Below are 24,746 nucleotides of genomic sequence, written 5' to 3' on the forward strand. Positions count from 1 at the left end.
TTATTCCTTATTGTATGATGAATCGTATTCCAGAATCTGCGCCATCACAGCTTTAGACAATAACGGAGGAACCGCATTACCTATCTGTTGCTGTATGCTCATATGAGGCCCTTGAAAGATAAACGTATCAGGAAAACTTTGTAAACGTGCCGCTTCCCTCACCGATAAACCTCTGTCTTGATATGGATGAATTAGCATACTCTTCCTATAGTTTGAAATGACAACAGAAGGGCAATTTGCTTTCAGACGTTTATATATTCCACTATGACAACGAGTCTTGTCTGAATAATTTCGCATCAAGGACTCCGGAATAGCTCTCCAATTCTCACCTTGACCGATATATTTGTAACGTTGCATCACAAGGTCGTTACTCTTTGACACAAAATTCTGCTTTGATTCTATTGAACCTTTTCTCATCTGTTGCGCATAAGGGCTAGATTCCTTTATTGACTTAGTGTAAGGCAATGAATCTATCATATCACCATTATGTAAAACAGGTAAATCTCCAATAGCTTCTTCTACACTCACTTTATAATCAAAAGGCTTTGGAAACTCAAAGTCAATTCCTTGGTTGTTTCCGACCATAAACATTCTCATCCGTCTTTGTGGAACACCATATTCATCAGCCCATAGAACCTTCCATTTGACCTTATAGCCTGGCTCTATCTCCTCAAAACAATGTTTTATCATTTCTATTGTTTCTCCATTGTTCATTTTAGTCATTCCCCAAACATTTTCAAGGACAAACCATCTAGGCTTTATTTCTGAGACCAAACGAACAAACTCTTTGAACAATAAATTATTAGGATTGTCCATATTGCGAGACATCGTATTTGACATAGAAAATCCCTGACAAGGAGGGCCTCCCATGATTATAAATACTTCCTCGTCTTTATTTAAGAAATCTGTAGCTTTGACATCCCGAATATCGCCACATATTACTTTTGCTCCTTTGTGATTAAGTTCAAAAGATTTGGCTGCGTGAGGATTAACCTCAATAGCATAGCGAACCTTAATTCCCGCCATTACCCCCCCCAGACTTAATCCGCCTGCTCCTGAAAATATGTCTATACCGATTTTTTTCATAAGCAGAGCATCATAAGTCATTATTATCTTTTGTTGTAGTTAGCAACTGTCGAATGTCAACATCCAACAAATTCGCTATTTCTTGCAATTGAATAATAGATGGTTGCGATTTATTAGAACACCATCTTGAAATTGTGTTCTCTGATTTGCCCATTTGAGTTGCCAACCATCTATTGGTTCGTTGCCTTTCAGCCAGTACCGCCTTAATCCTATTCATCATTATTTGTTGATTGTTCGACATCAGTATTCAAATTATACTCGTTATATTGCAAACAAAGATACATCTAATTTCCCATATAGCCAAGTAGATAAGCAACAAAAACATCGTTTAAAGGAATGACTACAGTTGGCATAAAGATATGCAAAAGAACACATGTATTGTTTTTATCCATTCCATCAATGAATTTCACCTTTCAAAAAATTATGCTACACAAACATTATGTTCGCGCAGCATAATACAAATCTTCAATCGCATTTCACTACTCAATTACATACAAATCAACATCATATCTCTTGGAAATTTAGCGCGTTTTTATTTGGTAATTTGGCACACTGAAACAGTTATTCTCACTTACATCGTTCATCCAACACTCCGGCAAACATATCCATCTCTCTCTTGGAAATTCCTAATCGTGTTGCCAATTCGCGCCATCCTTTTACAGCTTCAATCACCTCCGAAATAATCTTTTCTGCCGTTTTACGGTTTAGCATGTAGTCTTCGCAAGCATCCAGCAAAATACTCAACTCTGCTTTGTTAGAAGTTGATGAAACAAGCAAACTTTGATACTCATTTAACGTGGGGTTCATGTCATATGCAGGAGACAGTATCCATCCTTTTGCAGTCAAAAGGAAACCATGATTGCGGAAATGGTCGTCACTATTGCCTATGCATATATTGAAAGCCACACGACGGTATAGTTCCTGTAGGTTTCGCTCCACATCGGTACAGCTCTGAATAATAAAGTCAACTATATCCAGATAACCATGCCTGGTAGTTGCATTGTCACCATCACTCAGCCCCAATAAGGTCATGGCAGATGCTAAATGAATGCGTTTTCCTTCTTGGGTTCTATCGAAGCGTTGTGACAGCAATGTATGATATTTTTCTCCAGTTGCTAACACTTTTGTTTTTGCAGCGTTTATCCCTGTTTTTGTGGCAAGCAAATGACTGAAATGCTCCCAAAGTCCTACATCATAGTCATCCTTGCGAGACGGGAACTTGGCTACATAAAGAGTCTTATCTGCATCTACGACATTGGCTTTAGGTCTCGCACCGCCCAATGATGTTCCCGGTTGCACAAGTTGTGCAATCCATTTTCTATCGGGGAGCATATTGTTTTCTTCACATTTCTCTATCTCGGCACTGGCTGCAATCAGTTCCCGAATATCCGTCAAAGGTGGAATTTTCAATGATTCACTCACATTGATAAATTCGCCATCGAGGTCTTCCTTAAAACGGAATCCACCCATTCGAGAGAAATCATCGATACCAGTTAAGAAATCGAAAGATGACAATCTCCTTACGGGGCGTTGTTCTTCTGCCGCTACAATTTGCTCACGACGCAACAACAAAGTACGTCCCCAACGGTCGGGCAAGGCATCAGAGAAACAACCAAATATATCTTTACCTGGTTGCGTGTATTGCTGACCGGGATAATTATTCAAGTCGTCACTCAAAAACAGATCGCTGTGCTGCCTTAACCATTCATTATTGAACGTAAAACTATAGCTGTCCGCACCACGAAGAGACTCATAGCCCAATTCGCCTATGAGTTCCACTTCTTTGAGCCAATCGAAATCGGCATATACATACAACTTTTTCATAGATTATTCTTTCTTGGATGCACGTTCTCTTGTTTTCAAACTCAAATCTTGCAAAGCTTTTCCCATTTTATCTTCTTTGGCAAGCAATAGAATATCATCGTCAAGTTGCAATGCGTACAAAACACGTAGATAGATCCCTATTGCAACTGTAGGAATCCCTTTTTCTATTCGGGACACAGTAAGCGGTGAACAGGTGGCACGTTCAGCAACCTGAGCCACACTCAGATTCCGACGTAAGCGAGCCAACTTAATCTGCTCGCCCACAATCTGCATCTTCTGATCCAATTTTCGAGGAAGCTTGGTTCCCATTGTATTCTTTGCCATTACTACATCAATTTAAGGTGCAAAGCAACTATGTTAATGACCTTGCTATAATCAACCTATCATATAATATGCAAAGGTAATACTTTTTATTTATTTAATGATGTATTACACATAGAAAAATGCACGTCTTGGCATAATTAACCATATACATAATCTATTTTGAGCAAAAACTTCCAAAAACTAAATGCCATAATGCTGTTTGTAAGCACCATATACACCTACAAACAATATGTTATTCGTTACAAACGATGCAAATTGTTCATCATACACTCATCATATCAAAGAACTATTTTGCTCGCCAAAAGAAAAAGACTTGACTCTACCTCTCAACTTGACTTTAATGACCGTCATTATATACACGGGCAATAAAGTTAAGTCAAGCAGAGGGAAGAAAAGGCTTCAACCGATTTTTACTCTTTTGGTCAGCAAACATTATCCATGAGAATATCTTGCATTTAGTTGACACTATAGGCGAAAACATCACGGAATTTTGTACCTTTGTAGCCGGATAGAAGATAGGTGAACTTCATTGAGGATGCAAAATTTCCTCATGGTTCTGATTCATTAAGAAAAGAGTGTAAAACAGCCTCAAAAACAAGTCTCAGAGGTCTCAAAAACGACTTTTCTACCGATTAAATTGCAATAATCTATCATTCAAGCAGCTATGTATGCTGCATCGGTAAGTAGAATTCTTACATCAATCGTACTTTTACTTATCAATATATGACTACAAGTACAGTGCCTGAAATATGAAACTATAATAATATGTGGAAACAAGTAGAATTTGAATTGCAGTCACGCAAACGTGGATTTCATCTTATAACGGGAGAAGTACTGCGTAATTTGCCACCATTGCCCAAAGTCGGATTATTGCATTTATTTATCAAACATACTTCTGCCGGGTTAAGTATTAATGAAAATGCAGATCCTGATGTTCGGGTTGATATGGAAAGTATCTTCAACCACTTGATAAAAGAACGTGAACCATATTATCAACACACTTTAGAGGGAGATGACGACATGCCGGCTCATGCAAAAAGTTCCATTATAGGAACAACCGTCACAGTACCCATTACCAATGGAAAGCTGAATCTCGGAACTTGGCAAGGCATCTATCTCTGTGAATTCCGGGATTACGGTGGTAATCGGAGAATTGTAGCAACTATCAGTGGAGAATAACTATATGGTTATTATAACTTTGGTACACACTAATCTCAAGATTGTGGAGCACGAAGTTGCCAAAAGGCCACAGCGGCCGCAGCAGCTACATTGAGCGAATCGACGCCATGCGACATAGGGATACGGACTACATAGTCAGCCTCGGCAATCGTTTCACAGGGAAGTCCGTCCCCCTCGTTCCCCATCACGATAGCTAGTTTAGGTTCAACAGCCAGGATAGGATTATCAATAGAAATAGAGTTGTCCGTGAGTGCCATAGCAGCCGTGCGAAACCCTAAATTCCTCAGTTCAGAGAGAGAGCCATTCATCCAAGTCCATGGAACAAAGAAAACACTTCCCATAGATACTCTGACCGCACGCCGGTTCAACGGTTCACAAGAATTGCGTGTCAGTAATACGGCATCAATTCCAAGGGCTGCAGCCGAACGGAAAATTGCGCCGATATTGGTTGCATCAACAACACTGTCGATTACAACAATACGCCGGGCTTCTTGACACACTTCTTCCATGCTACGTGACACAGGACGACGCATGGCACAAAGCACACCACGTGTCAGAACATAGCCGGTTAGCTCGGCAAGTAATTCTCTGCTACCCGTATAGACAGGCAGTTCACCACAACGTTCAATAATATCAGCGGCATCACCGATAATATGTCTCTGTTCACACAAAATAGCCAAAGGTTCATAACCGGCATCCAAAGCTCTCCTGATAACCTTTGGACTTTCTACGATAAAAATACCCTTATCAGGTTCGATGCGATTACGCAACTGTATTTCAGTAAGAGTACTGAATACTTCAACTCCGGGATGAGATAAAGATGATATTTCGATAATAGGCATACTATTATTTATTACTTTCAATTAAACATACGGGCATTTCATTCACTGAACAGGTCATTTATAAATAGCTACCTTAATGACGCCGTCCAGTCTATTCTCAAAGATACGATAGGCTTCCTCTATTTTATGAAGTGGAAATCTATGTGTAATAAGAGGAGTAGTATCTATCTTGCCTTCTGCAATCAGATTTAGAATCTCCGCACAGTCACAACCATCCACTCCACCTGTCTTAAAAATCAGATTCTTGCCATACATATCAGGCAAAGGGAGAAGTTGTGGTTCGTCATAAAGGGCTACGATAGTCACAATAGCATTGGGACGGGCACATTCCCACGCCAAACGAAAAGTATCCTCACTACCAGCCACTTCTAACACAACATCAGCACCACCATGCTCACTGTTGTGAAGTACAAAATCCTGGCAGTTTTCAGGTTCTACCACCCATACATCAGGATAATGTTCACGAACAAACCGTATTCTTTCAGGAGACTTTTCACAGACAATAATACGTTGTGGTTTCTTCAGCATCACACACAATAAAGTGCAGATTCCGGTAGGCCCGGCGCCGATAATAAGAACAGTATCATCTTCGGAAATCTCCGAGATACGAGCAGCCCAAAAGCCTGTCGCAAGCACATCACCGACAAATAAAGCCTGTTCATCGCTAACCGTATCAGGAATGCGGTTCAACCCTTGGTCAGCATAAGGAACTCTGACATATTCCGCCTGACCGCCATCAATACGACAGCCCAAAGCCCAACCACCATTGGAATCAGTACAGTTATTCACATATCCTCGTTTACAGAAGAAGCATTCCCCACAGAAAGTTTCCACATTCACAGTCACTCTATCTCCCGGCTTCACTGAAGTTACATCACTCCCCACCTCTTCCACGATACCTACCATTTCGTGCCCAACAGTCGTTCCGGGCACTGCACGCGGCACGCTACCATGTTTGATATGAAGATCACTAGTACAGATACTGCCAAGTGTCACGCGTACGATCGCATCCCGTGAATCTTTTATTTCCGGTTTCGGCTTCTCGAGCAACTCAAATTTTCCGTGTTCAATATATGTGTATGCAAGCATAATCTTCTCCTTGTCTATTAATATATACCTTGCAAAGATAGTGATTTCATTGGCAAAACATAAATATTTTATCATGTTCGATAATCTCAAACAGAATCCCATTCTATTTTACAGTAATAAAAAGCACAATAAAGTAGTTTACTGTTTTTTTACTTCAGCTCTTTGATATTTTGAAAAATACTCTTACTTTTATGTCCTAAATAATCAATAAACAACAAAGACATCAGCACGCCTTATAACATCTGCACACAAGCCTATGATAGATACTTCCGAAAATCTGATTATAATAAAAGGACAAATCAAGACTGCCGAGATAGAGAGTTGCCAAAACTATGGTGGCAACTATAAGATACTATTCCGTAATTCTTCGAGTGCTTATACCTACAAAGAAGAAAATGTTCTTTGGTTAACCTCTCCCGAGAAGCCTGCTCCCAATGATTATCAAATAGTCAGTAAAGGAAGAACTTTATCAAATATTGAAGCTCTATACGTTTTTTACGCCGGAAAACACAGTTATTGGCACATTCGTTTTCAGAACGGCAAAGAGTATGATTATAAAGGAGAAGATTTGCAGATTACCCAATCATGTCTGGGAGAACCTTGTTCGAGAAGCGTATTCGAATATTTGAAGAAAGTTGCCGATGTGAACGGATTAAAAGCTGATGACGGAACGAAGTTATTGGCTAAACAATATGAAAAGGTTAACTTTATAGCGGATAACAGGGCTATTGCCGCATATTTGAATCCTCAAAAGTATAAATTGCAGGCTCAAAGCACATCGACTCTGATTTTCCCTTTCGGTTGTAATGCCAGCCAACAAAAGGCAGTCCAGACAGCTTTTGAGAACCAGATAAGCGTTGTACAAGGCCCGCCGGGAACCGGAAAGACACAGACTATCCTGAATATTATCGCCAATATTCTGGTACGCGGCAAAACTGTTCAGGTTGTATCTAACAATAACTCCGCCATTGTAAATATACTTGAGAAGTTATCCAAATACGATATGGGATTTATCGTCGCATTGCTCGGCAGCACAGCCAACAAAGAGAAATTCATAGAGACTCAGGAAGAAGAGAAACAATATCCGGAGAATTTCGAATCGTGGCATGATGTGGAAGCCGACCAGCCCCTGTTTCTCGATAAGATACATCGTCAGACGGAAGAACTCAAAAGCATATTTTCCAAACAGGAACGCCTTGCCATGGCAAGACAGGAAATACAAGCCCTGAAAATAGAATGGCAGCATTACCTGCAAGAATTCGGTACTAAAGAATCTACTATAAAACTACGTGGAAACTCCGGCTCTGCTACTCTTCTGAACTTATGGAACGAATGTCAGCAATTTACGGAAAAAGAGCAGACGTCAAATTTCCGGGGAATCGTAGCTTTTATACAACGGTTGAAATGGCTGTTCTTCAGATTCAAAAGCAAAACGGTTTGCAAAATCCCCGACAAGAATTTCTATAAGCGGGAGATGAGCTCGATTATCGCAGACTTCCAAACCTTATTCTACCGGACAAAACACGCTGAACTGAAAGTTGAGATAGATACATTAGAAAAGGAACTTGCCAACAAAGATGCATCCGAAATGGCTAAGCAAATGGCTGATGCATCGATGAAGTATCTGAAAAACAAGTTATTCCATACTTATGGTAATAATCATGACAAAACGGTCTTTACTTTAGAAGACTTGAAATATAATTGGCGGGAAGTACAGAAAGAGTATCCGATTATACTAAGCACTACATTTTCATCAGTAAGTAGCCTGCATCGGGATACCGTATATGATTATCTGATAATGGATGAAGCTTCACAGGTTTCGGTAGAAACAGGAGCTTTGGCATTGTCATGCGCTAAAAATGCAATCATTGTCGGAGACACCATGCAGCTCCCCAATGTAGTCACGGAAGAAGATAAGGAAAAGTTGGACTTTATCGCTAACGCATGTCTGATTAAGGCTGAATATGATTGTGCCCGTATGAGTTTCCTGCAATCTGTCTGCAAAGTGATTCCGAATGTACCACAGACTTTATTACGGGAGCATTATCGGTGTCACCCTAAAATCATCAACTTCTGCAATCAAAAATTTTATGGCGGAAACCTTGTTATCATGACACGTGATAAAGGAGAAAAGGACGTAATCCGTGCCATAAGAACCGCCAAAGGCAACCATTCCCGCAGCCATCTGAATCAACGGGAAATAGATGTTATCAAAGAAGAAGTGTTACCTGCCCTATCCTATGAAACAGATGAGATAGGTGTCATTGCCCCATATAACAAGCAGGTAAATGCCGTTAAATCCGCACTTGAAGAAAGTATTGATGTAGCAACAGTCCATAAGTTTCAGGGAAGGGAGAAGGATGCCATCATCATGACTACGGTCGATGACACTATCACCGCCTTTTCCGATGATCCGAATCTGCTGAATGTCGCTGTTTCCCGAGCCAAACAGCAGTTCTATCTGGTCGTATCAGGAAACGAACAGCCCAAAGATTGTAATATCAGCGACCTGATTGCCTACATCGAATACAATAACGGTACAGTCATCGCCAGTAAGATTCATTCCATATTCGATTATCTATACGAACAATATACGGATGCCCGAATCGCCTATTTAAAGAAACATAAGAAAATATCTGAATATGATTCCGAGAATCTGACCTTTGCCTTGATAGAAGACATTCTGCAAGAGAACATCAATATGAGTCATTTGAATATCATTTGCCATTTACCTCTTTATATGTTGATTCAAGACTATTCTCTGCTAAATGCTGAAGAGAGCAAATATGCTGCAAATATTAATACCCATATCGACTTTCTGATTTATAATCGTGTGAGCAAACAACCGGTATTGGCTATTGAGACGGACGGTTATATGTATCATAAATCTGGGACAAGGCAGGCGGAACGTGATGTTAAAAAGGATCATATATTGGAGTTGTACGGCATTCCGTTGGTGAGATTGTCTACTATTGGTAGTAATGAGAAGAAAGTTGTTGTAGATAAGTTATGTGAAGTATTACACCAATAATAGTTATAGACCATGTACTAGAAATCCATCCAATTGTTTCTTGATATTCTCAAAATCCTGATTCAGATCAAGTGTCCGGTAATATATGATATTCCCATCCCTAAATGTCGTCTGTCCATCAGGTGTTATATCTTCTTCTGTCTTGGCATACAGCAACATTCCATCCACGTTCCCAGTATGATCAACATCATAATTCATTACATAAGAATGGATTTGATACAGATTATTAGAATGAATAGTTCTCTTGTCAAATTGGCATTGCATTGATTTACTATAATATTTGGTATCAATAATCAATGTTCTCTCTTTAAATGTCAGCGTTATATCCGTCCGCATTATAGGAAGAATACTGGAAGTAGACTGCTCTTTATCAATATTCCAGTCTATTTGCGTAGCCTTTGCTTTTAATTCCGGATAATGCTTTCGGTAATATTCCAAAACAAACTTCTCGTAAAGCCTGCACATATGTTCATCGGAGAAATCCCTCATTTTATACGTACCCTTTTCCGTAGTCATTAACATCCCGTCGAGAATGAAATAACAAACATATAGAAGCATCTGATAAGTCTTGCAATTTCTATCAAAGCGCATAATAGTCCAGTTTATTGTCAGAATATCAATAACTTCTACATTGCTAAAGAAAAGCATAAGACGCATCAACGAAGCTTTCCTGTCCGATTTGACTTTCGGATGTTTCAGCAAGAATTGAACAGTCGTCTTTAATATCTGATTAAACTTGTTATTCTCTGATAATTCATCATACTCACAATCTATTTTCTGTTGTTTTCGCATCAAATTATTGATAGTACCATTTATATCAAGCTTACCCTTCAACGTAGATAATGAACCATGACAGGAAATATATTCTTTATGTAACCCCTGCTTAAGTTGATACGAAATACCACGAACTAGAATTTCAGCAAATAAATCATGAATCTCGTCAAATTCTTCACCTGCTATTTCTTCATAGTTGTTCTGCTTAAGCTCTTGAAAAGCATAAGTCAACATATAATAGATATTGCGAATGAATATACCTTTGTCTATTGTCATTTTATCAAGCTCAATAATTTGTCCGTTTCTTCTTTGAATTTCTTATCATTGTCAAACCAATATTCGCGTAACATAGGGGCAATATCATATTCAATCACATTTCCAAGCCACATATTATCAATAGATTCCTGATTACAGAAATAACTATGACCGATACAAAAGCCTTTTCCGAGTGAATCATCTTTAGCAATCTCAACATTCAGAGCTTTGATGGCATCAATCACCCTATTAAAGGCGTCACAATCAAGATTCTCCTGATACTTTTTGAAACCATCAGAATCAAATCCCGGCACCATATCAAAGAAACTGAACCGACGACGCAAAGCGTAGTCAATCATAGCCAGGCTACGGTCTGCCGTATTCATCATACCTATGATATAAAGATTCTCCGGTACAGAAAAATACTCATCATTGTATGCAAGACGGATTTGATGTTTTTCGCCCCGATAATCGTTTTCAATAAGCATCAGTAACTCACCAAAAATCTTACTCATATTTCCTCTATTAATTTCATCAATAATAAAGAAATACTTCTTATCCGGATCACTTTGGGCTTTCCGGCAGAAATTATAGAATACCCCTCGTCTAAGCTCAAAACCACCATCTTCTTTTGGCTTATACCCCATCACAAAATCCTCGTAGGAATAATTCTGATGAAATTGAATGAACTCTATTTTAGTTCTATCTTCTTCTCCTATAATAGAATAAGCTAAACGTTTTGCCGAATACGTTTTACCAACACCCGGAGCGCCTTGTAATATGACATTTTTCTTTGCCAACAACAGGTTTCTCAATTTGTTATACTCTTCTGATTTTATAAATACATTATCCAAAAAATTTGTTTCGGAATATTGAGGATTATGCATAGGATTTCCGCCACGTATTAATTTCATCAAGATGTTATACTCGTCTTTTGTCAGTTTGAAAAACGAGCCGTTCTTATTCTTCAGGAATTCCATACCACTTAATTCCGGTATATCCTTTATAACTGAATAATCAACAGGATTCAATAAACTTTCAGTCTTTTTGAAATATATTTTTTGTCCATCGGCAGATTTGGCTATTTCGGCAATAGCTACCACCTGTTTAACAGGAGTAGCTTCATAGCCAATAACAACATCTCCTTCTTTTGCATCAATAAAATTTTGGAATACCCTTCGTTGGTTTCCACTATCATTATAAAGCGTATAGTCTTGTATTTCCCCAACCGGAGCTTTCGAAAAGCTCCATATCTTAGGACTAGCCACAAGCCACCAATATTGTTTTTGAGATTTATTTTCAAATAGCTTCTCCAAAGATTTCACATAATCCGGCTGTTTGGTTATATCGGTCAAAGTTTTTTGGACATTCTTACCTACTGTCTCCCATTCTCCGACATTCGTCCATTGCATTTTACGAATATGCTTAAAATCAGGAAAAGAATCATCAAAAGCATAGTCACTTTCCACAATACCCCGCCCTATTATTTGATTCTGACCTTTCTTGACTATAACAATATCGCCCACTTGCATCTCATGAGCAAACTCCCATAATGCCAAACTATCATTTTTAAATGAAGCCTCCGGTTTTCCATATATCTCCTGCAACTTAGTTGCCATTTCTTTCTTAGAAGAGTATTCCAAAAGGTTACCCATATCATCCCAACCAATACACATTATATTTTGAGATAGACATACATCCCACTTGGATGCATTTTCTCCCGGAGCGTATAACCAAATCTTATGTTCCATATTTGAACTATCTAATTCATTTACAATATTTAGTAACTCCTCATAAAATTCGAAAAGGTCTTTTTCGCCTTTCTGTTCTATCAGGAACCTTTGCAAATCAGAAATTTTAGTTTTATTTGTGACAGACATACCAAAATAACTAGCCAACTTAACCAACATATCACGCTTATATACTGGTATTAGAGTCTCATCTGAATATAAAAATGCTATTTTCCATTTGTAAGCGTCACCTAACTCATCTATTTTTTCTATTGCTTCCAATTCACCTTTGCTTGCATGTTCCACTATTTTAATTATTGTACTTCTGACAACAGAAAATGCTTCATCAGCAGTCTGCTTATCATATTTGTTATACCAAGCATACTTATCATTGCTAACAATGCGAGAATCATTCTTATTGGGTTTGTTTCTATATTCATAAATACCAAACTTATAAGAAGAGCCACCCCAAATAGAACCTAAATCATATGTTTTAGATTCAACCCAATAACAAAACGAATTCTGTCTTTCGAGATTTGTATATTGTGTAAGTGTCATTTTTACAAGATGCTCTTTCGGAAAAGCAGCTTGAAAATCTTGATATATCTGTCTTCTGTCAATCATACTCAAATAGTATTAAAACTTTTCTTCATTAATTCACCTTCCAATGCCTTATTTTATCATGTTCAATTCTTTCAACAATGTAATCAAAAGCACCCTACAACAGAACAAACACCTTTATAAAAACAAAATCACCTACCCGCGAATTACTTTTTAAGTCACAAAGATACAGAATAGTTATTTTAATATAGTAAACACCTGTGTTTTTTATTGAAATATACCTACTATCTACATTACACAGAATAATATTGTCGCTATGAATAATACTCATGCAATAAACCACTTTTGTTTATTACTTTAAAACCACATACGCCACATTATGAGAATGTACCGTTTGAGGTGCCGAGTTCATGGGTATGGACAACACTAGGAGAAATAAGTAATTATGGTGATTGCAATAATGTTTCTGTCATAGATATTGCCGCTGACGAATGGATACTAGAACTTGAAGATTTAGAAAAAGATACAGCTTCCATTATTCAAATGCTATCGAAAAAAGAAAGAAACATCAAAGGTGTACGTTACAAATTCGACAAAGGAGATGTATTATATTCCAAATTGCGCACATATTTAAATAAGGTGTTGGTTGCTCCTAAAACTGGGTATTGTACAACGGAAATTATTCCTTTCAATTCATATTGTGGTATTTCCAATTTTTATTTGTGCCATGTGTTGCGGTCTGCATATTTCCTTGATTATACGCAACAATGTGGTTACGGTGTTAAAATGCCAAGATTAAGCACAAATGATGCGTGCAAAGGAATGATACCATTACCACCCATTGCCGAGCAACAACGTATTGTGGTAGAAATAGAGAAATGGTTTGCGTTGATTGACCAAATAGAACAAGGCAAAGCTGATTTACAAACAACCATCAAGCAAACCAAAAGCAAAATACTCATCCTTGCCATTCACGGAAAACTTGTACCGCAAGACCCAAATGAAGAGCCAGCAATTGAGCTGTTGAAGCGTATAAATCCCGACTTCATACCTTGTGATAACGGGCATAGTGGGAAGTTACCTTATAAAATACCTAAGACATGGGTATGGTGTAGTCATAATTCTATCTTAGACATATCTGGAGGATCACAACCTGCGAAGAGTTATTTTGAAACTATACCTAAACCAAATTACATTAGACTTTATCAGATTAGAGATTATGGAGAGTCTCCTGTACCTGTTTATATCCCAATTAATCTTGCTTCAAAACAGACCGAAAAAGGAGATATATTATTAGCACGTTATGGTGGTTCTTTAGGAAAAGTGTTTCATGCTAAACAAGGGGCTTATAATGTGGCAATGGCAAAGGTTATCTTTAAATTTGAAAATCTCATATACAAGGAGTATGCATACTATTATTATTTATCTGACCTATATCAAGGAAAACTAAAAGAAATTTCAAGGACGGCTCAAACAGGATTTAATATTACAGACTTTAATGATATGTATTTTCCACTCCCCCCTATCAACGAGCAACAACGCATCGTTCAAAAGATAGAAGAACTTTTTTCATTCCTTGATGATATTCAAAAATCCTTAGAAGTGTAACTAATTACACTTCTAAGGATAGATAAAACTTACCAGTTTACTACTTTGTCCACAATTTTTTGCTGTTCACTAGCTGTTCGACGGAGATAAATACGAGTAGTTTCAATACTTTCATGTCCCATAAGGTCAGCAAGTAGAGCAAGGTCATTGAATCGGTCAAGGAAGTTCTTGGCAAAACGATGACGGAATGAATGAGGATAAACCACTTCCTTATTCATTCCGTATTTTCCCGCAAAATGTTTCAGTTGTTGGGCTATGCCACGTGTTGTAATACGTTCCCCAAATCGGTTCAGGAATATATAGCCGGAAATAAGACTTTTTTCTTTGAGCCATTTTGTGGCTTCTGTACGCAAATTTTTCGGAATATATAAACGACGTATTTTTCCACCTTTACTGTAAAGATCAAGATGACCAATTTGTACATGCTCTGCTTTGATGTGAAGTAATTCGCTGACACGTGCGCCTGTGGCAGCCATAAACCATACGATAAAATACCATTCATTATAACCATCAGCCTTTAAGCGTGTTTTTAGAAATTTGTAGTCTGCATCGCTGATGACATTTTCCAAAAAGTTCTTCTGCTGCACTTTAACGAACTTTACCTTCAGTTTCTCCTGTTTTGTAAATTCCAAATACTTGTTGATACCTTGCAATCGTAGGTTTACCGTTTGCGGTTTAAAGTTCTCCACCAGATACCCTTTATATGTTAAAAGGTTCTTTTTGTTTACTTCTCCATAATGATTGAGGAAATACTGTACTGTCCACACATACGATGTAACAGTGTTTTTTGCCAAATTAGTTTTGGCGAGATAGCTTTTGAATTTTGTTACCATATTATATTGATTTATAATGAATACGGTAACAATATAATAGAATATATCGGGCATTATACGAACTTACCTGATTGTTGGACTGTAGCTCCTATGCACATACTATGTTCGTTGATTGATGGTGATAAGCAAAAAGGAATAGAACGAATAAATCTTGATGTCAAATATTTGCGTGGTGAGCGTGATGCCAAAACTTTGACTTCTGGAAAATATATTACTGCAAATTCACTTTTGATTTTAGTAGATGGCGAGAACTCTGGTGAGGTATTTAGGACTCCGATTGACGGCTATCAAGGAAGTACTTTCAAACAGTTGCTTATCAACGAAAATATGAACGAAGAATATGTACTACAAGTTATCAACTTGCATAGGAAAGTCTTGCGAGAAAGTAAGGTTGGTTCTGCCATTCCTCACTTGAACAAGAAATTATTCAAAGCGATAGAAGTTCCTATTCCACCTTACAAGGAACAACAAAGGATTATAAAGGCTATAAATAAAGCGTTTATGTCTTTGGATACAGTAATGGAGAGTTTATAGGCTCTCCATTATTGCATCTAAAGTGGTAAAAATCGTTTCTATTCGGTCTATTATTCGTTTCTGCTCATAGAGTGGAGGTAAGCATATAGGCATCAATAAAAATTTATCAAGAATTAAGTTGTGCAAACCCGTAGTTTGTGTTTGCATCAATCTCATAGCCCCAGTCTGATATTTTGCTAGAATATAGTAATACAAGTATTTACTTAATACGGTATCATTATACCTTATTCTTAACACCATTGTAAAATTGCTGAATGAAAAGACACCGCTTTCTCCTTCATATAGTATTGTTCTTCCCACAGGATTATTATCACTGCCGCCTGATTTCTCTACAATTAAATCGCCATTGATTAAATGGCGTTTAGCAAAAGTTCGTTGTTCTACGTCAATAAACTCAATATTTGTATAGTCCAACTTAAAGTCTTTTGTAAAATTTGCATTGCGTATAACCCCCACATTAACAAATGGTTCTTTCTTTCCTTTCCACAAGCCATTGATGTTCTCACATAAATCTTTGAGTGTAGCTATAGTCCATCTATCAGGCAACTGCGTATAATGCCCGTTATCACAAGGTGTAAAGTCGGGATTTATGCGCTTCAGCAGTTCAATGGCTGGCTCATCATTCGGGTCTTGTGGTACAAGTTTGTCATGAATAGCAAGGCCAAGGATTTTGCTCTTGGCTTGTTTGATTGTAGTTCGTAAATCGTATTTATCATTTTCAATGATGTTAATCAAAGAGAACCACCTTTCTATTTCAGCTACGATACGATGTTGTTCGGCAAAAGGTGGTAAAGGGAAAGTCATTTGTTCTAAACTGTATTTTGGTAATCCTTCACGACCACTCCCCGTAATCTTCATTGATTTAGAAAAGTATGACGATAAGATTAATGCATGAAAATATTCAGGCTCTATTAGAATCGGACGCATTATACAAACATGCTGACTAACATTGCCACGATTAAAATCAGCAGGAACTACGGCACATCTTCCTAATGATCCACCTGTAATATTCAATAATAAGTCGTTAGCAAGCACTTCAGTGCCCTTCATTTTCTGATGCGTTTCATCGGAAATGTACTTTATATCATCATAAACGAGTCTATCATTATATACATTTTGTGAACGGAAGAAAGGTATTCCCTCAACAGCATAATTGCTTCCTCTTGGTGTACTACCTGAACCAATCTTTGAACAGATTTCTTCAATTGTCGCCCAGACCCAATTATCCGGCACCTCAAACGGTACATTCTCATAATGTGGCGTATCAGAAGAAACTGTTTTCTTACTTTTCTTAATCTTTCCCTCCTTTATCAAACGTTCTTTCTCTTCCTTAATACGTTCAAGTAAAACAGATGCAGGTTCATCATTTGGATCTTGTGGGACAAGTTTTCCTCTAATAGCGAGGTCTAATATTTTCTGTCGTAGTTTCTTTGTGTCCATTAGCCCTCGATATTTGCCATTAATTTTTGAAGTTCAGCCACCGCTTTACTTATGTTGTCACTTTTCTCTTTAATAATATCCATCAATTCTGATAATGAATAGTCTACTTCATCTCCACCCTGTTTTATCCAAGATACATCAAGGCTAGTCTTGTCACGAGTTATTATTTCATCACAAGTATATTTACGCCAACGCCCATTCGGATTATTCTCAGCATTATATGTTTCTACACGAGCATTTATATCCTCCGCATGATAACACGAAACAAAATCATCAAGATGATGCCGTTGCATTGGATTAGTAGCCAATGTATGCTTTATATCTGTACGATAATCATAAAACCAAATATCCTTCGTACTACTACCTTTTGTAAAGAATAAGACATTAGCTTTTACACCTTGAGCATAAAATATACCTGTCGGTAAACGCAAGATAGTATGCAAATTAAATTCTGAAAGTAGTTTCTTACGAATCACTTCTCCAGCACCCCCCTCAAATAGTACGTTATCAGGCAAAACGACCGCTGCACGTCCGCCTGTTTTAAGCGAAAGCATTATATGTTGTAAGAAATTCAATTGGTTATTTTTCGTTTCAACATAAAAATCACTTCGATTAATGTCGACAGAACCGGAAGGACGGGTTCCGAAAGGCGGATTAGCAAGAATGACATTCACTAGTATATCAGGTTCTTTTTCTAAAGAGTCCTGACATATAATAGGACTTCGGTCAGTACCAACACCATGAAGATACAAGTTCATCGAAGCTAATGTAACAACCAAAGGGGTATTATCCGAACCATGCAGAGCTTTATTCCGCAAAAAATCCCGTTTGCCTTTGTCTTGTGATTGTTTTTTCATGTAGTCATAAGCTGCCAAAAGAAAGCCACCAGTTCCACAAGCCGGGTCACAAACCGTTTCCCCAATTTGAGGACGAGTTACATCAACCATTGCCGATATAAGAGAACGAGGAGTAAAATACTGACCTGCACCACTCTTTTTATCTTGTCCATTCTTCTCTAAAATACTTTCATAAATAGCCCCCTTAACATCACCATCCATTATAAGCCATTGCTCCTCATTAATCATTGTTATGACCTTCTTCAAATATACAGGCTTATCTATTTTATTTTGAGCTTTCGTATAGATAGTACCAATCAGATTATCCTGCTCACTCAGTATTTTCAATGTATTTTCATACTGACCTATCAAGTCAAGACCATCTAATACTATCAGATTTTCCCAACGATATCCTTCAGGTATGGCTGATTCTTCGTCAAGCAATTTAACGTTTTCATCATCCATTTTCAGAAATAACAAATAAGTCAATTGGGTTATATAATCGGTAAATCCAATACCTTGACCCGCTAACGTAGTGGCAAGTGTCCAGACCTTTTTAGTCAGACCTTGCTCATTCGAATTTGATTTCGCCATTTTAATTATGCTACTTTTCTATTATAAATTAAAAACTGAGATAATGAAACAATAGCCTCATTCACCGCTGCTATAGTACCAAACTTACGTATCATCTGAAGCGCTATCGTTTTATCATCTTCCTTTATTTCTTTTATCGTACAAGAACCATTCGCTACAATATAGTTCACAATCTGACGGATAGTATTCTTTTGAGCATCAGTCATTGTACGCTGTATCTGCCCACACCACAATTCAAAACGTTGAGCAGCCATTGATGACAGGCTACGAAGTTCTGTCACCTGATGATAAGCATATCTGACTAACTGAATAATATTAGTTAATGCTTCTTTTTCTTCTTTCGTCCCAAAATGTACTACCCTGGAAGGGTTAACAATAGAGTATGTATTCCATAATTGAGAAGGATTAAACTTGTAATTCTCCATTTTCATCCGGTTCTCCAAATCCTTAAGCATTGCATAAGTGATAGGTTCTCCGTTATTATTATAAATAATGCGTAAAGCCTCTATCTCATCCCTATGTTCATTTACATATTGTTCAAACGCCTGAGTCGTGTCGTGAGCTTCCTCTATGGAAAATCCTTTCTCAATCAATGTATCTTCACCAGGCATTAAAATTGTGACAAATCCAGCATTCAGAATACACAGATATTCACGGGCATCAGGATGAATAGCGAGAGGACGTACCAAGCCTTTCCGTTCGTTATTCGGTTCGTTTATATTCACATATTCCGGCAACAGATTATTATCCAAAGCTTCATATATACGAGATGCCATATCCCGCATATCTGTACCAGCCAATCTTACAAACTCATTCCTCTGTTCTTCATTTGCCTTATTATGTATTCTTGACAGACGGCTAGCCAACAATCGCAGATGTTCATCCGGCAGTTCACCATGAGAGATACGCTCTAAAAGTTGCCTTAAAGACAACAATGTTTCAGTATTGCTTCCCGCTCCAGAAGTTGTTACATAATGCTCATGTTCTGTTACTCCCACTGCATCGACTAAGAAAAACAAATCTTTACTATGAGCATTTGGAGTAACATTACGAAGTTGCTCATCACCAATTGTACGTACTCCCCTACCTTTCATCTGAGTATAAAGAGAGTCAGACTCTACATCACGCATAAACATCACCACTTCCAAAGGCTTCACATCTGTTCCAGTAGCAACCAAAGTCACAGTTACAGCAATACGGAAGTCCTTATCATTACGAAAATGACGTATCAATTCATTACTATCTCCAGCCGAATAAGTGATTTTCTGCACAAACGTATCATCTTCACGTCCAAAGACTTCCTTCGCTATTTTAACAATATTACTTGCATGAGCATCATTCAAAGCAAATATTAATGTCTTAGGTAAATAGTCAAAATTAGGTTCCCTTTGGGGATCATTAAACATTTCTGTATAAACCGAATCTCTATATGTCTCTAAAATCAACTTTATTTGAGCAGGATTAATAATACTTCTATTCAGTTCCTGTCTTGTATAAGTAGTCGTTTCCTGTGTTTCGATATTTTCAGTTTTACCTGTATAGCGGGTTATTTTACGTACTTTATCCCCCTCGCGAATTGCACCGCCATCTTCGGTTACTTGTGTTTTAATACGAAACACCCTATAATCAACATTGACACCATCAACTATTGACTTTTCAAGAGTGTAGTTCACTATTAAGTTGTTATTAAAGAAAGCCAATGTTTCAACAGCAGGAGTAGCTGTTAACCCAATCATTTTTGCAGAACTAAAATATTCAAGCACACTTCGCCAACTACCATAAATAGAGCGATGACACTCATCAATAATTATCAAGTCAAAGTAATCCGGGGGCAAGTTAGGATGAACCGGCAAATTCATATTTCTAGTACCGTCGACAACATAATCCGCTTCATTATCATCATCTATAAAATCGTCTCCGGACAATAAAGAAAATAAACGCTGTATAGTAGAGATAACAACATTGGCATCATTTGGGATTTTCGCGGTTTTCAATCTTTCTACCCCAAATATGGTATTAAACGGATCACCATTTTCTGTCAAACGGAATGTTCCAAATTCTCCTTCTGCCTGTTTTCCAAGATTATTACGGTCAACAAGAAACAAAACCCTCTTCATTGAAGTGAAAGCCAACAAACGATAGGCAGCCAAACATGCGGTATAAGTCTTTCCCGCTCCCGTAGCCAAAACCATCAATGCACGATCATGCCCGCTACGAAAACTATTTTCTAATTTTGTTATTGCTTCATACTGGCAATCCCTTAATCCTTTCCTTTTTAAAGTTGGAAGTCCTGCAAAATCATCTTTAAGTCCTAATAGTTTTACTATTTCTTTAGGAGAATGAATTTTATTCAAAGAAATATATTCAGAATCAACTTCACGGGTATCTCTGAATAACAGTTCCCTTCCATTTGACAAATAAACTAAAGGTAAAGGATTCATCCAAGCCTGACACCAATGAGGTACACCTCTAGTATATTTTTCAGCCTGGTCTGCCACAATTTCAGAATAAATTGACACAGATTCTTTCTTTGCTTCCAATACGCCAACAGCTTTACCATTTAAAAAAAGTAAATAGTCAGCTTCACGATTACCTTTCAGCAAGCCTTCTTCGACTGCTATAGCAGATACTTCAGGAGAATAATGATTTCTATCAACTACTTCCCACCCCGCATCATTAAGCATACGGTCAATTATTATTCGAGCCTTTTCTTCCGGTTTCATGTGTGTGTCTTTTTTGTAACTTCCGATAAGGCTATATTATCGGAAGCTACAAAAATAGGTAAAAATATAGAATATGAGAAAGAAATGGAGATTTTTTGATACATCACAACACAATTTCTCTATAAAAGATTCTTTGCATATCAGTAATATTTGTCCAAACGTTTCCCATTCCCAAAATAAAGCCCTACTTTTGTGAAGAATATTTTCCCGTAAATTAACGTATTAACAATAATATCTCACAAATAAAATAAACCCTACAAGATGAAAGAAGAATCCGACAGCCCGTCTGTCCCCTACAATTTCTCCCGGTGTTTCAACGACCAATGTCCGCAAGCCTCGAAATGCTTACGCCACGTAGTTACGCAAGATAAAATAGCCGATTACCTCTATATCTCCATCGTTAATCCTGCACGTTATCCTGCGGATGGAAACCAATGCGAATGCTTCAAGACTGCTGTCAAAGTTCATATGGCGTGGGGACTTAAACGGTTGCTTGACAGAATCCCTTATGAAGATGCGGTCAGTATCAGAATACAATTGGTGGGGCACTATGGGAAAACAGGATATTACAGGTTTTATCGCGGAGAACGGGGGCTTATGCCTAAAGACCAAGCCTACATAAAACAGCTATTCCGTAACAAAGGGATAAAAGAAGAACCAACTTACCAACGCTACACAGAAGAATATATTTGGTGAGTTGCTGTCATCTGTCACAGTTTAGGGGTTAATAGTTTAGTAATGAACCGATAAGACTGTGACAGCAAGAGGTGACGGCAGGGTATTAATCTTACAACATGATAGAGTGTACCGCTACGCGTATGTTTGGAAGGGATTTCTTGCTTTTTCAGTATTCTTCCGAAGGAATTAACCCTTTTGACAGACATCGGGATTGAACTGCCTTTTTGTATATCTTCCATAATCTCGGCAGGAGACAGCCACTCCCCTTCCTCAGCCTGTGCAGCACGGAAATAACGGAAGAAAAGTTGTTCTTCCGGCGGAACTAGTTCAAATTCACGGTTGTTTTCCACCATAATCTTTTCTTCCTCCTGGTCGAACCAATAACGTTCGCCATGCTCCAATTCGTACATGGCTTGTGCGTAAAGCTGCTCATAGTCTATCGGACGGTTGGTATCAATTACTCCGGTCACTTCGATGCAAATAAAACGACGGCTGCCGGAAGGGTCGGTCAACAGGTCTTTCTGATTACTTGTGGCTATGAATGAGGCATAACGGCGCATTTCGAGCACGGCACTGCCATGAGGTTTCTTCACATTCAACACAGGTTTTTGCAGAATATGTTTCAGGAAACCTTGTTGCGTCGAACTCACCTGATCAAATTCATCAATATTGATGAGCGCAAAACGATTGAGGTAAAGTTCGGCATCTTTCTTTCGGGAGAAATCAATGCTGTCGGTATAGTAGGAACGTTCGGAAGGGGGCATTATACTCCGGCAAAAGGTGGATTTGCGTGTCCCTTGCGGCCCGACAAGTAAGGGCGAAACACTGTTTGCATACTTTTTATTGCTTCCTTTCCAATGGGAAACCATATTGAGGAACCAACGGTGGAACAAATCCATCCAATACGGATTCTTACAGGGAACGGTGGCTGCCAATGCACGGATACGATCTTTGCCGTCCCATACCGGAAGCCGGTAGAGAAAATCTTCCAAGGGGTTGAATACAGGTACACGATTGGAATAGATATAACGGCTTATATCCCTGTCCCACAACGGAATACCTTCCATTTGCGCATCCAGGGCAATGCTGTTCAGTGCACGTTTGTCGAGAGGATTGAAGCGGAAACGGAAAGAAAGCCTTTCACGATATTCCACCTCGCCGATTTGGGTGTTATGGCGGAATTCATAGCGGCGTTTCATGAATTCTTCGGTTTGCAAAGCGAGTTGTTGCTCTTTACTCAGGCTGATATTCTTGCCGAAACCTTTGCACTCGGTATATATATTGCCAATCATTTGCCGGATAAGCGCTTCCTGTTTATACATATAGAAGTGGAAAACAGTACGTTTCACGACTTCTTCTTGCAGAAGTCCCGAAGCAAAACAGTTTTTAGCCAGTTGGACGACTAAAGGATGCCATGTATCTTCGCGCAATTCAAGTCCCGCTTCCCTGAGATCGGCGTATGCTTTCCGCAAAGCGGCTTCGAAAAGCATCAGGAAGGCATTTTCCGCATCATATCCCGGTACGGCACGGGTCAATGGAGATTTCTCTGCTTGAACCGCTTCCCGGAAAGTGGTTTCTTCGGGCATTGATGACGGTTGGGAGAGATAAAACTGGACTGAATCCGGACGGTAGATGATGTCTGGGTCGTGGGATAAACGCGAATATTGTTCCAGAGTCGGTTCTTTGGGAAGTATATCGAACGGGATTTGGGGCTGATAACATTTCACAGCTAGTCGATAGGCGTGGGCGTGGAATAGTTCCGCTTCTTCCCGTGTTTTGGGAAGGGAGTTGTCCGGCCGGGTGAAGGTAGTCCATATTTTCACCGTTTTGCCACTTGAACCCATGAAAGCACAACGGGTTTGCGGTTGCTCGCAGGCTTTTTGTTTCACTAAAGCGATTTCCGATTTATTGGACAAGGGGCCGATGGTCAGTTCTACAATACCGTTGTAGCTTTTCATCTGTTTCTGACCGTTTACTTTTCGGAATTCGGCGGCGGGAATTATTTGAGGAAGTTTATCGGCAAACATACACCGTTCATCAGAAAGGGTATATCGCAGATGCTCTCTGAATGTAGAAACAGGACGGGATTTTATTTCTGTCTTTATCTTATTTACAAATATATCAAGATCCATTACGCTGAGCGCTGTCGTATCTTCGTTCTTACGAAATTGAGTAATTTTCATTAATTTGATAATAAATTGTTTTGTCAGCGTCTTCGTGATCGTTGAGACTGCTAAATTAGTCATAATATCCGAAACCGGCAAGGAAAACAAGTTTTTAATATAAAAAATTATTGATATATCAAGTGGGTCTTTAACTGATAGAAATGGGATTGTCACCACTCTATTACGGAGAAATTAGTTTTTCTCTGCTTGAAACTAAAGTTTCAGCTAGGAGAAACTATAGTTTCATCGGCAAGAAACCAATGGTTTCAAGCAATTGGAACTAGAGTTTCAAGCGTATGAAACTAAAGTTTCGCACCTTGAAACTGTTAGTTTCAAGGCAGGACACAACTCATAAGTATGGAGATAATAAATTGAACGACTTATCCATTTATAGCTGATACTATTCATTTTCGGACAGCGTCTTTATTTTGTCTTTGTTTTCCAGGTGACAGCATTATTGCTATCACACTGCTGTCACCTTGTGCTGTCACAGCGTTAAGTACTTATAATCTGCAGGTTAGTTTATAATCTGTGACAGATGACAGATATATTTTATTTTTTATGGTTCTTCGTCAAATTCCGTGCTTTTTTATTTTTAAATATGCCTTGTTTATATTTTATTATTTAGTTATAAATCAAT

18 protein-coding genes are annotated in these 24,746 nt (G+C 38.3%); 5 read left to right on the top strand and 13 right to left on the bottom strand.

What is annotated here, in order from left to right; genetic code table 11:
- From AB5443_RS03585 to AB5443_RS03600, 4 genes are all read right to left on the bottom strand, one after another.
- Positions 1-1,086, bottom strand: coding sequence for a DNA cytosine methyltransferase (locus AB5443_RS03585; RefSeq protein WP_368113256.1), 1,086 nt, complete (start codon positions 1,084-1,086; stop codon positions 1-3).
- A gap of 10 nt (positions 1,087-1,096) precedes the next feature.
- Positions 1,097-1,327, bottom strand: a complete 231-nt coding sequence (locus AB5443_RS03590) for a helix-turn-helix domain-containing protein (protein ID WP_009036648.1) — start codon at positions 1,325-1,327, stop codon at positions 1,097-1,099.
- A 326-nt stretch (positions 1,328-1,653) separates the two neighbouring features.
- A complete protein-coding gene (locus tag AB5443_RS03595; RefSeq protein WP_368113257.1) occupies positions 1,654-2,910 on the bottom strand; it encodes a type II toxin-antitoxin system HipA family toxin in 1,257 nt (418 codons plus the stop codon).
- A 3-nt stretch (positions 2,911-2,913) separates the two neighbouring features.
- A complete protein-coding gene (locus tag AB5443_RS03600) occupies positions 2,914-3,234 on the bottom strand; it encodes a helix-turn-helix domain-containing protein (RefSeq protein WP_368113258.1) in 321 nt (106 codons plus the stop codon).
- A gap of 765 nt (positions 3,235-3,999) precedes the next feature.
- On the opposite strand from AB5443_RS03600, the gene AB5443_RS03605 reads away from it, so the two are divergent.
- Positions 4,000-4,413, top strand: coding sequence for a secondary thiamine-phosphate synthase enzyme YjbQ (locus AB5443_RS03605; protein ID WP_022138118.1), 414 nt, complete (start codon positions 4,000-4,002; stop codon positions 4,411-4,413).
- 35 nt (positions 4,414-4,448) lie between these two features.
- Here the strand turns inward: AB5443_RS03605 and AB5443_RS03610 are convergent, their stop codons facing one another.
- Positions 4,449-5,255 carry a TrmH family RNA methyltransferase gene (locus AB5443_RS03610; protein WP_368113259.1) on the bottom strand — a complete coding sequence of 269 codons (807 nt, stop codon included), beginning with the start codon at positions 5,253-5,255 and terminating at the stop codon, positions 4,449-4,451.
- Between the two features lie 54 nt (positions 5,256-5,309).
- Positions 5,310-6,344: an alcohol dehydrogenase gene (locus tag AB5443_RS03615; RefSeq protein WP_368113277.1), complete on the bottom strand. Its 1,035-nt coding sequence runs from the start codon at positions 6,342-6,344 to the stop codon at positions 5,310-5,312.
- Between the two features lie 256 nt (positions 6,345-6,600).
- On the opposite strand from AB5443_RS03615, the gene AB5443_RS03620 reads away from it, so the two are divergent.
- Positions 6,601-9,375 (top strand): AAA domain-containing protein, encoded by a 2,775-nt coding sequence (locus AB5443_RS03620; RefSeq protein ID WP_368113260.1) that lies wholly within the window; start codon positions 6,601-6,603, stop codon positions 9,373-9,375.
- 3 nt (positions 9,376-9,378) lie between these two features.
- Here AB5443_RS03620 and mcrC read toward each other — a convergent pair whose 3' ends face one another.
- Together mcrC and AB5443_RS03630 are read right to left on the bottom strand one after the other, a co-directional pair.
- Complete coding sequence (gene mcrC / locus AB5443_RS03625; protein ID WP_368113261.1) at positions 9,379-10,425, bottom strand: 5-methylcytosine-specific restriction endonuclease system specificity protein McrC; 1,047 nt, start codon at positions 10,423-10,425, stop codon at positions 9,379-9,381.
- Complete coding sequence (locus AB5443_RS03630; protein WP_368113262.1) at positions 10,422-12,758, bottom strand: AAA family ATPase; 2,337 nt, start codon at positions 12,756-12,758, stop codon at positions 10,422-10,424. Before AB5443_RS03630 ends, mcrC begins: the two co-directional genes overlap by 4 nt.
- Before the next feature lie 282 nt (positions 12,759-13,040).
- Between AB5443_RS03630 and AB5443_RS03635 the strand changes: the two genes are divergently transcribed.
- The gene (locus AB5443_RS03635) at positions 13,041-14,303 is read left to right on the top strand and encodes a restriction endonuclease subunit S (protein WP_368113263.1); all 1,263 of its coding nucleotides are present in this window, start codon (positions 13,041-13,043) and stop codon (positions 14,301-14,303) included.
- 29 nt (positions 14,304-14,332) lie between these two features.
- Here AB5443_RS03635 and AB5443_RS03640 read toward each other — a convergent pair whose 3' ends face one another.
- Entirely contained in the window at positions 14,333-15,136 is an 804-nt protein-coding gene (locus AB5443_RS03640; RefSeq protein WP_368113264.1) for a tyrosine-type recombinase/integrase, read from the bottom strand.
- A 6-nt stretch (positions 15,137-15,142) separates the two neighbouring features.
- Between AB5443_RS03640 and AB5443_RS03645 the strand changes: the two genes are divergently transcribed.
- Positions 15,143-15,670: a restriction endonuclease subunit S gene (locus AB5443_RS03645; protein WP_368119587.1), complete on the top strand. Its 528-nt coding sequence runs from the start codon at positions 15,143-15,145 to the stop codon at positions 15,668-15,670.
- Here AB5443_RS03645 and AB5443_RS03650 read toward each other — a convergent pair.
- The 3 genes from AB5443_RS03650 to AB5443_RS03660 are packed head-to-tail and all read right to left on the bottom strand — an operon-like array spanning position 15,665 to position 21,263.
- A complete protein-coding gene (locus tag AB5443_RS03650; RefSeq protein WP_368119588.1) occupies positions 15,665-17,110 on the bottom strand; it encodes a restriction endonuclease subunit S in 1,446 nt (481 codons plus the stop codon). The two genes, AB5443_RS03645 and AB5443_RS03650, sit on opposite strands and share 6 nt — an antisense overlap.
- Positions 17,110-18,540, bottom strand: a complete 1,431-nt coding sequence (locus AB5443_RS03655; protein WP_368113267.1) for an N-6 DNA methylase — start codon at positions 18,538-18,540, stop codon at positions 17,110-17,112. Before AB5443_RS03655 ends, AB5443_RS03650 begins: the two co-directional genes overlap by 1 nt.
- 5 nt (positions 18,541-18,545) lie before the next feature.
- Entirely contained in the window at positions 18,546-21,263 is a 2,718-nt protein-coding gene (locus AB5443_RS03660) for a DEAD/DEAH box helicase family protein (RefSeq protein ID WP_368113268.1), read from the bottom strand.
- A gap of 261 nt (positions 21,264-21,524) precedes the next feature.
- Between AB5443_RS03660 and AB5443_RS03665 the strand changes: the two genes are divergently transcribed.
- Positions 21,525-21,959 (top strand): DUF6078 family protein, encoded by a 435-nt coding sequence (locus AB5443_RS03665; RefSeq protein ID WP_368113269.1) that lies wholly within the window; start codon positions 21,525-21,527, stop codon positions 21,957-21,959.
- A 14-nt stretch (positions 21,960-21,973) separates the two neighbouring features.
- On the opposite strand, the gene AB5443_RS03670 is transcribed toward AB5443_RS03665, so the two are convergent.
- A complete protein-coding gene (locus AB5443_RS03670; protein WP_368113270.1) occupies positions 21,974-24,124 on the bottom strand; it encodes a BT4734/BF3469 family protein in 2,151 nt (716 codons plus the stop codon).
- Positions 24,125-24,746 lie beyond the last annotated feature (622 nt).

Origin of the sequence: Bacteroides sp. RTP21281st1_H5_RTP21281_210402 (assembly GCF_040918965.1) — a bacterium.
Classification (GTDB): Bacteria; Bacteroidota; Bacteroidia; order Bacteroidales; family Bacteroidaceae; genus Bacteroides; species Bacteroides congonensis.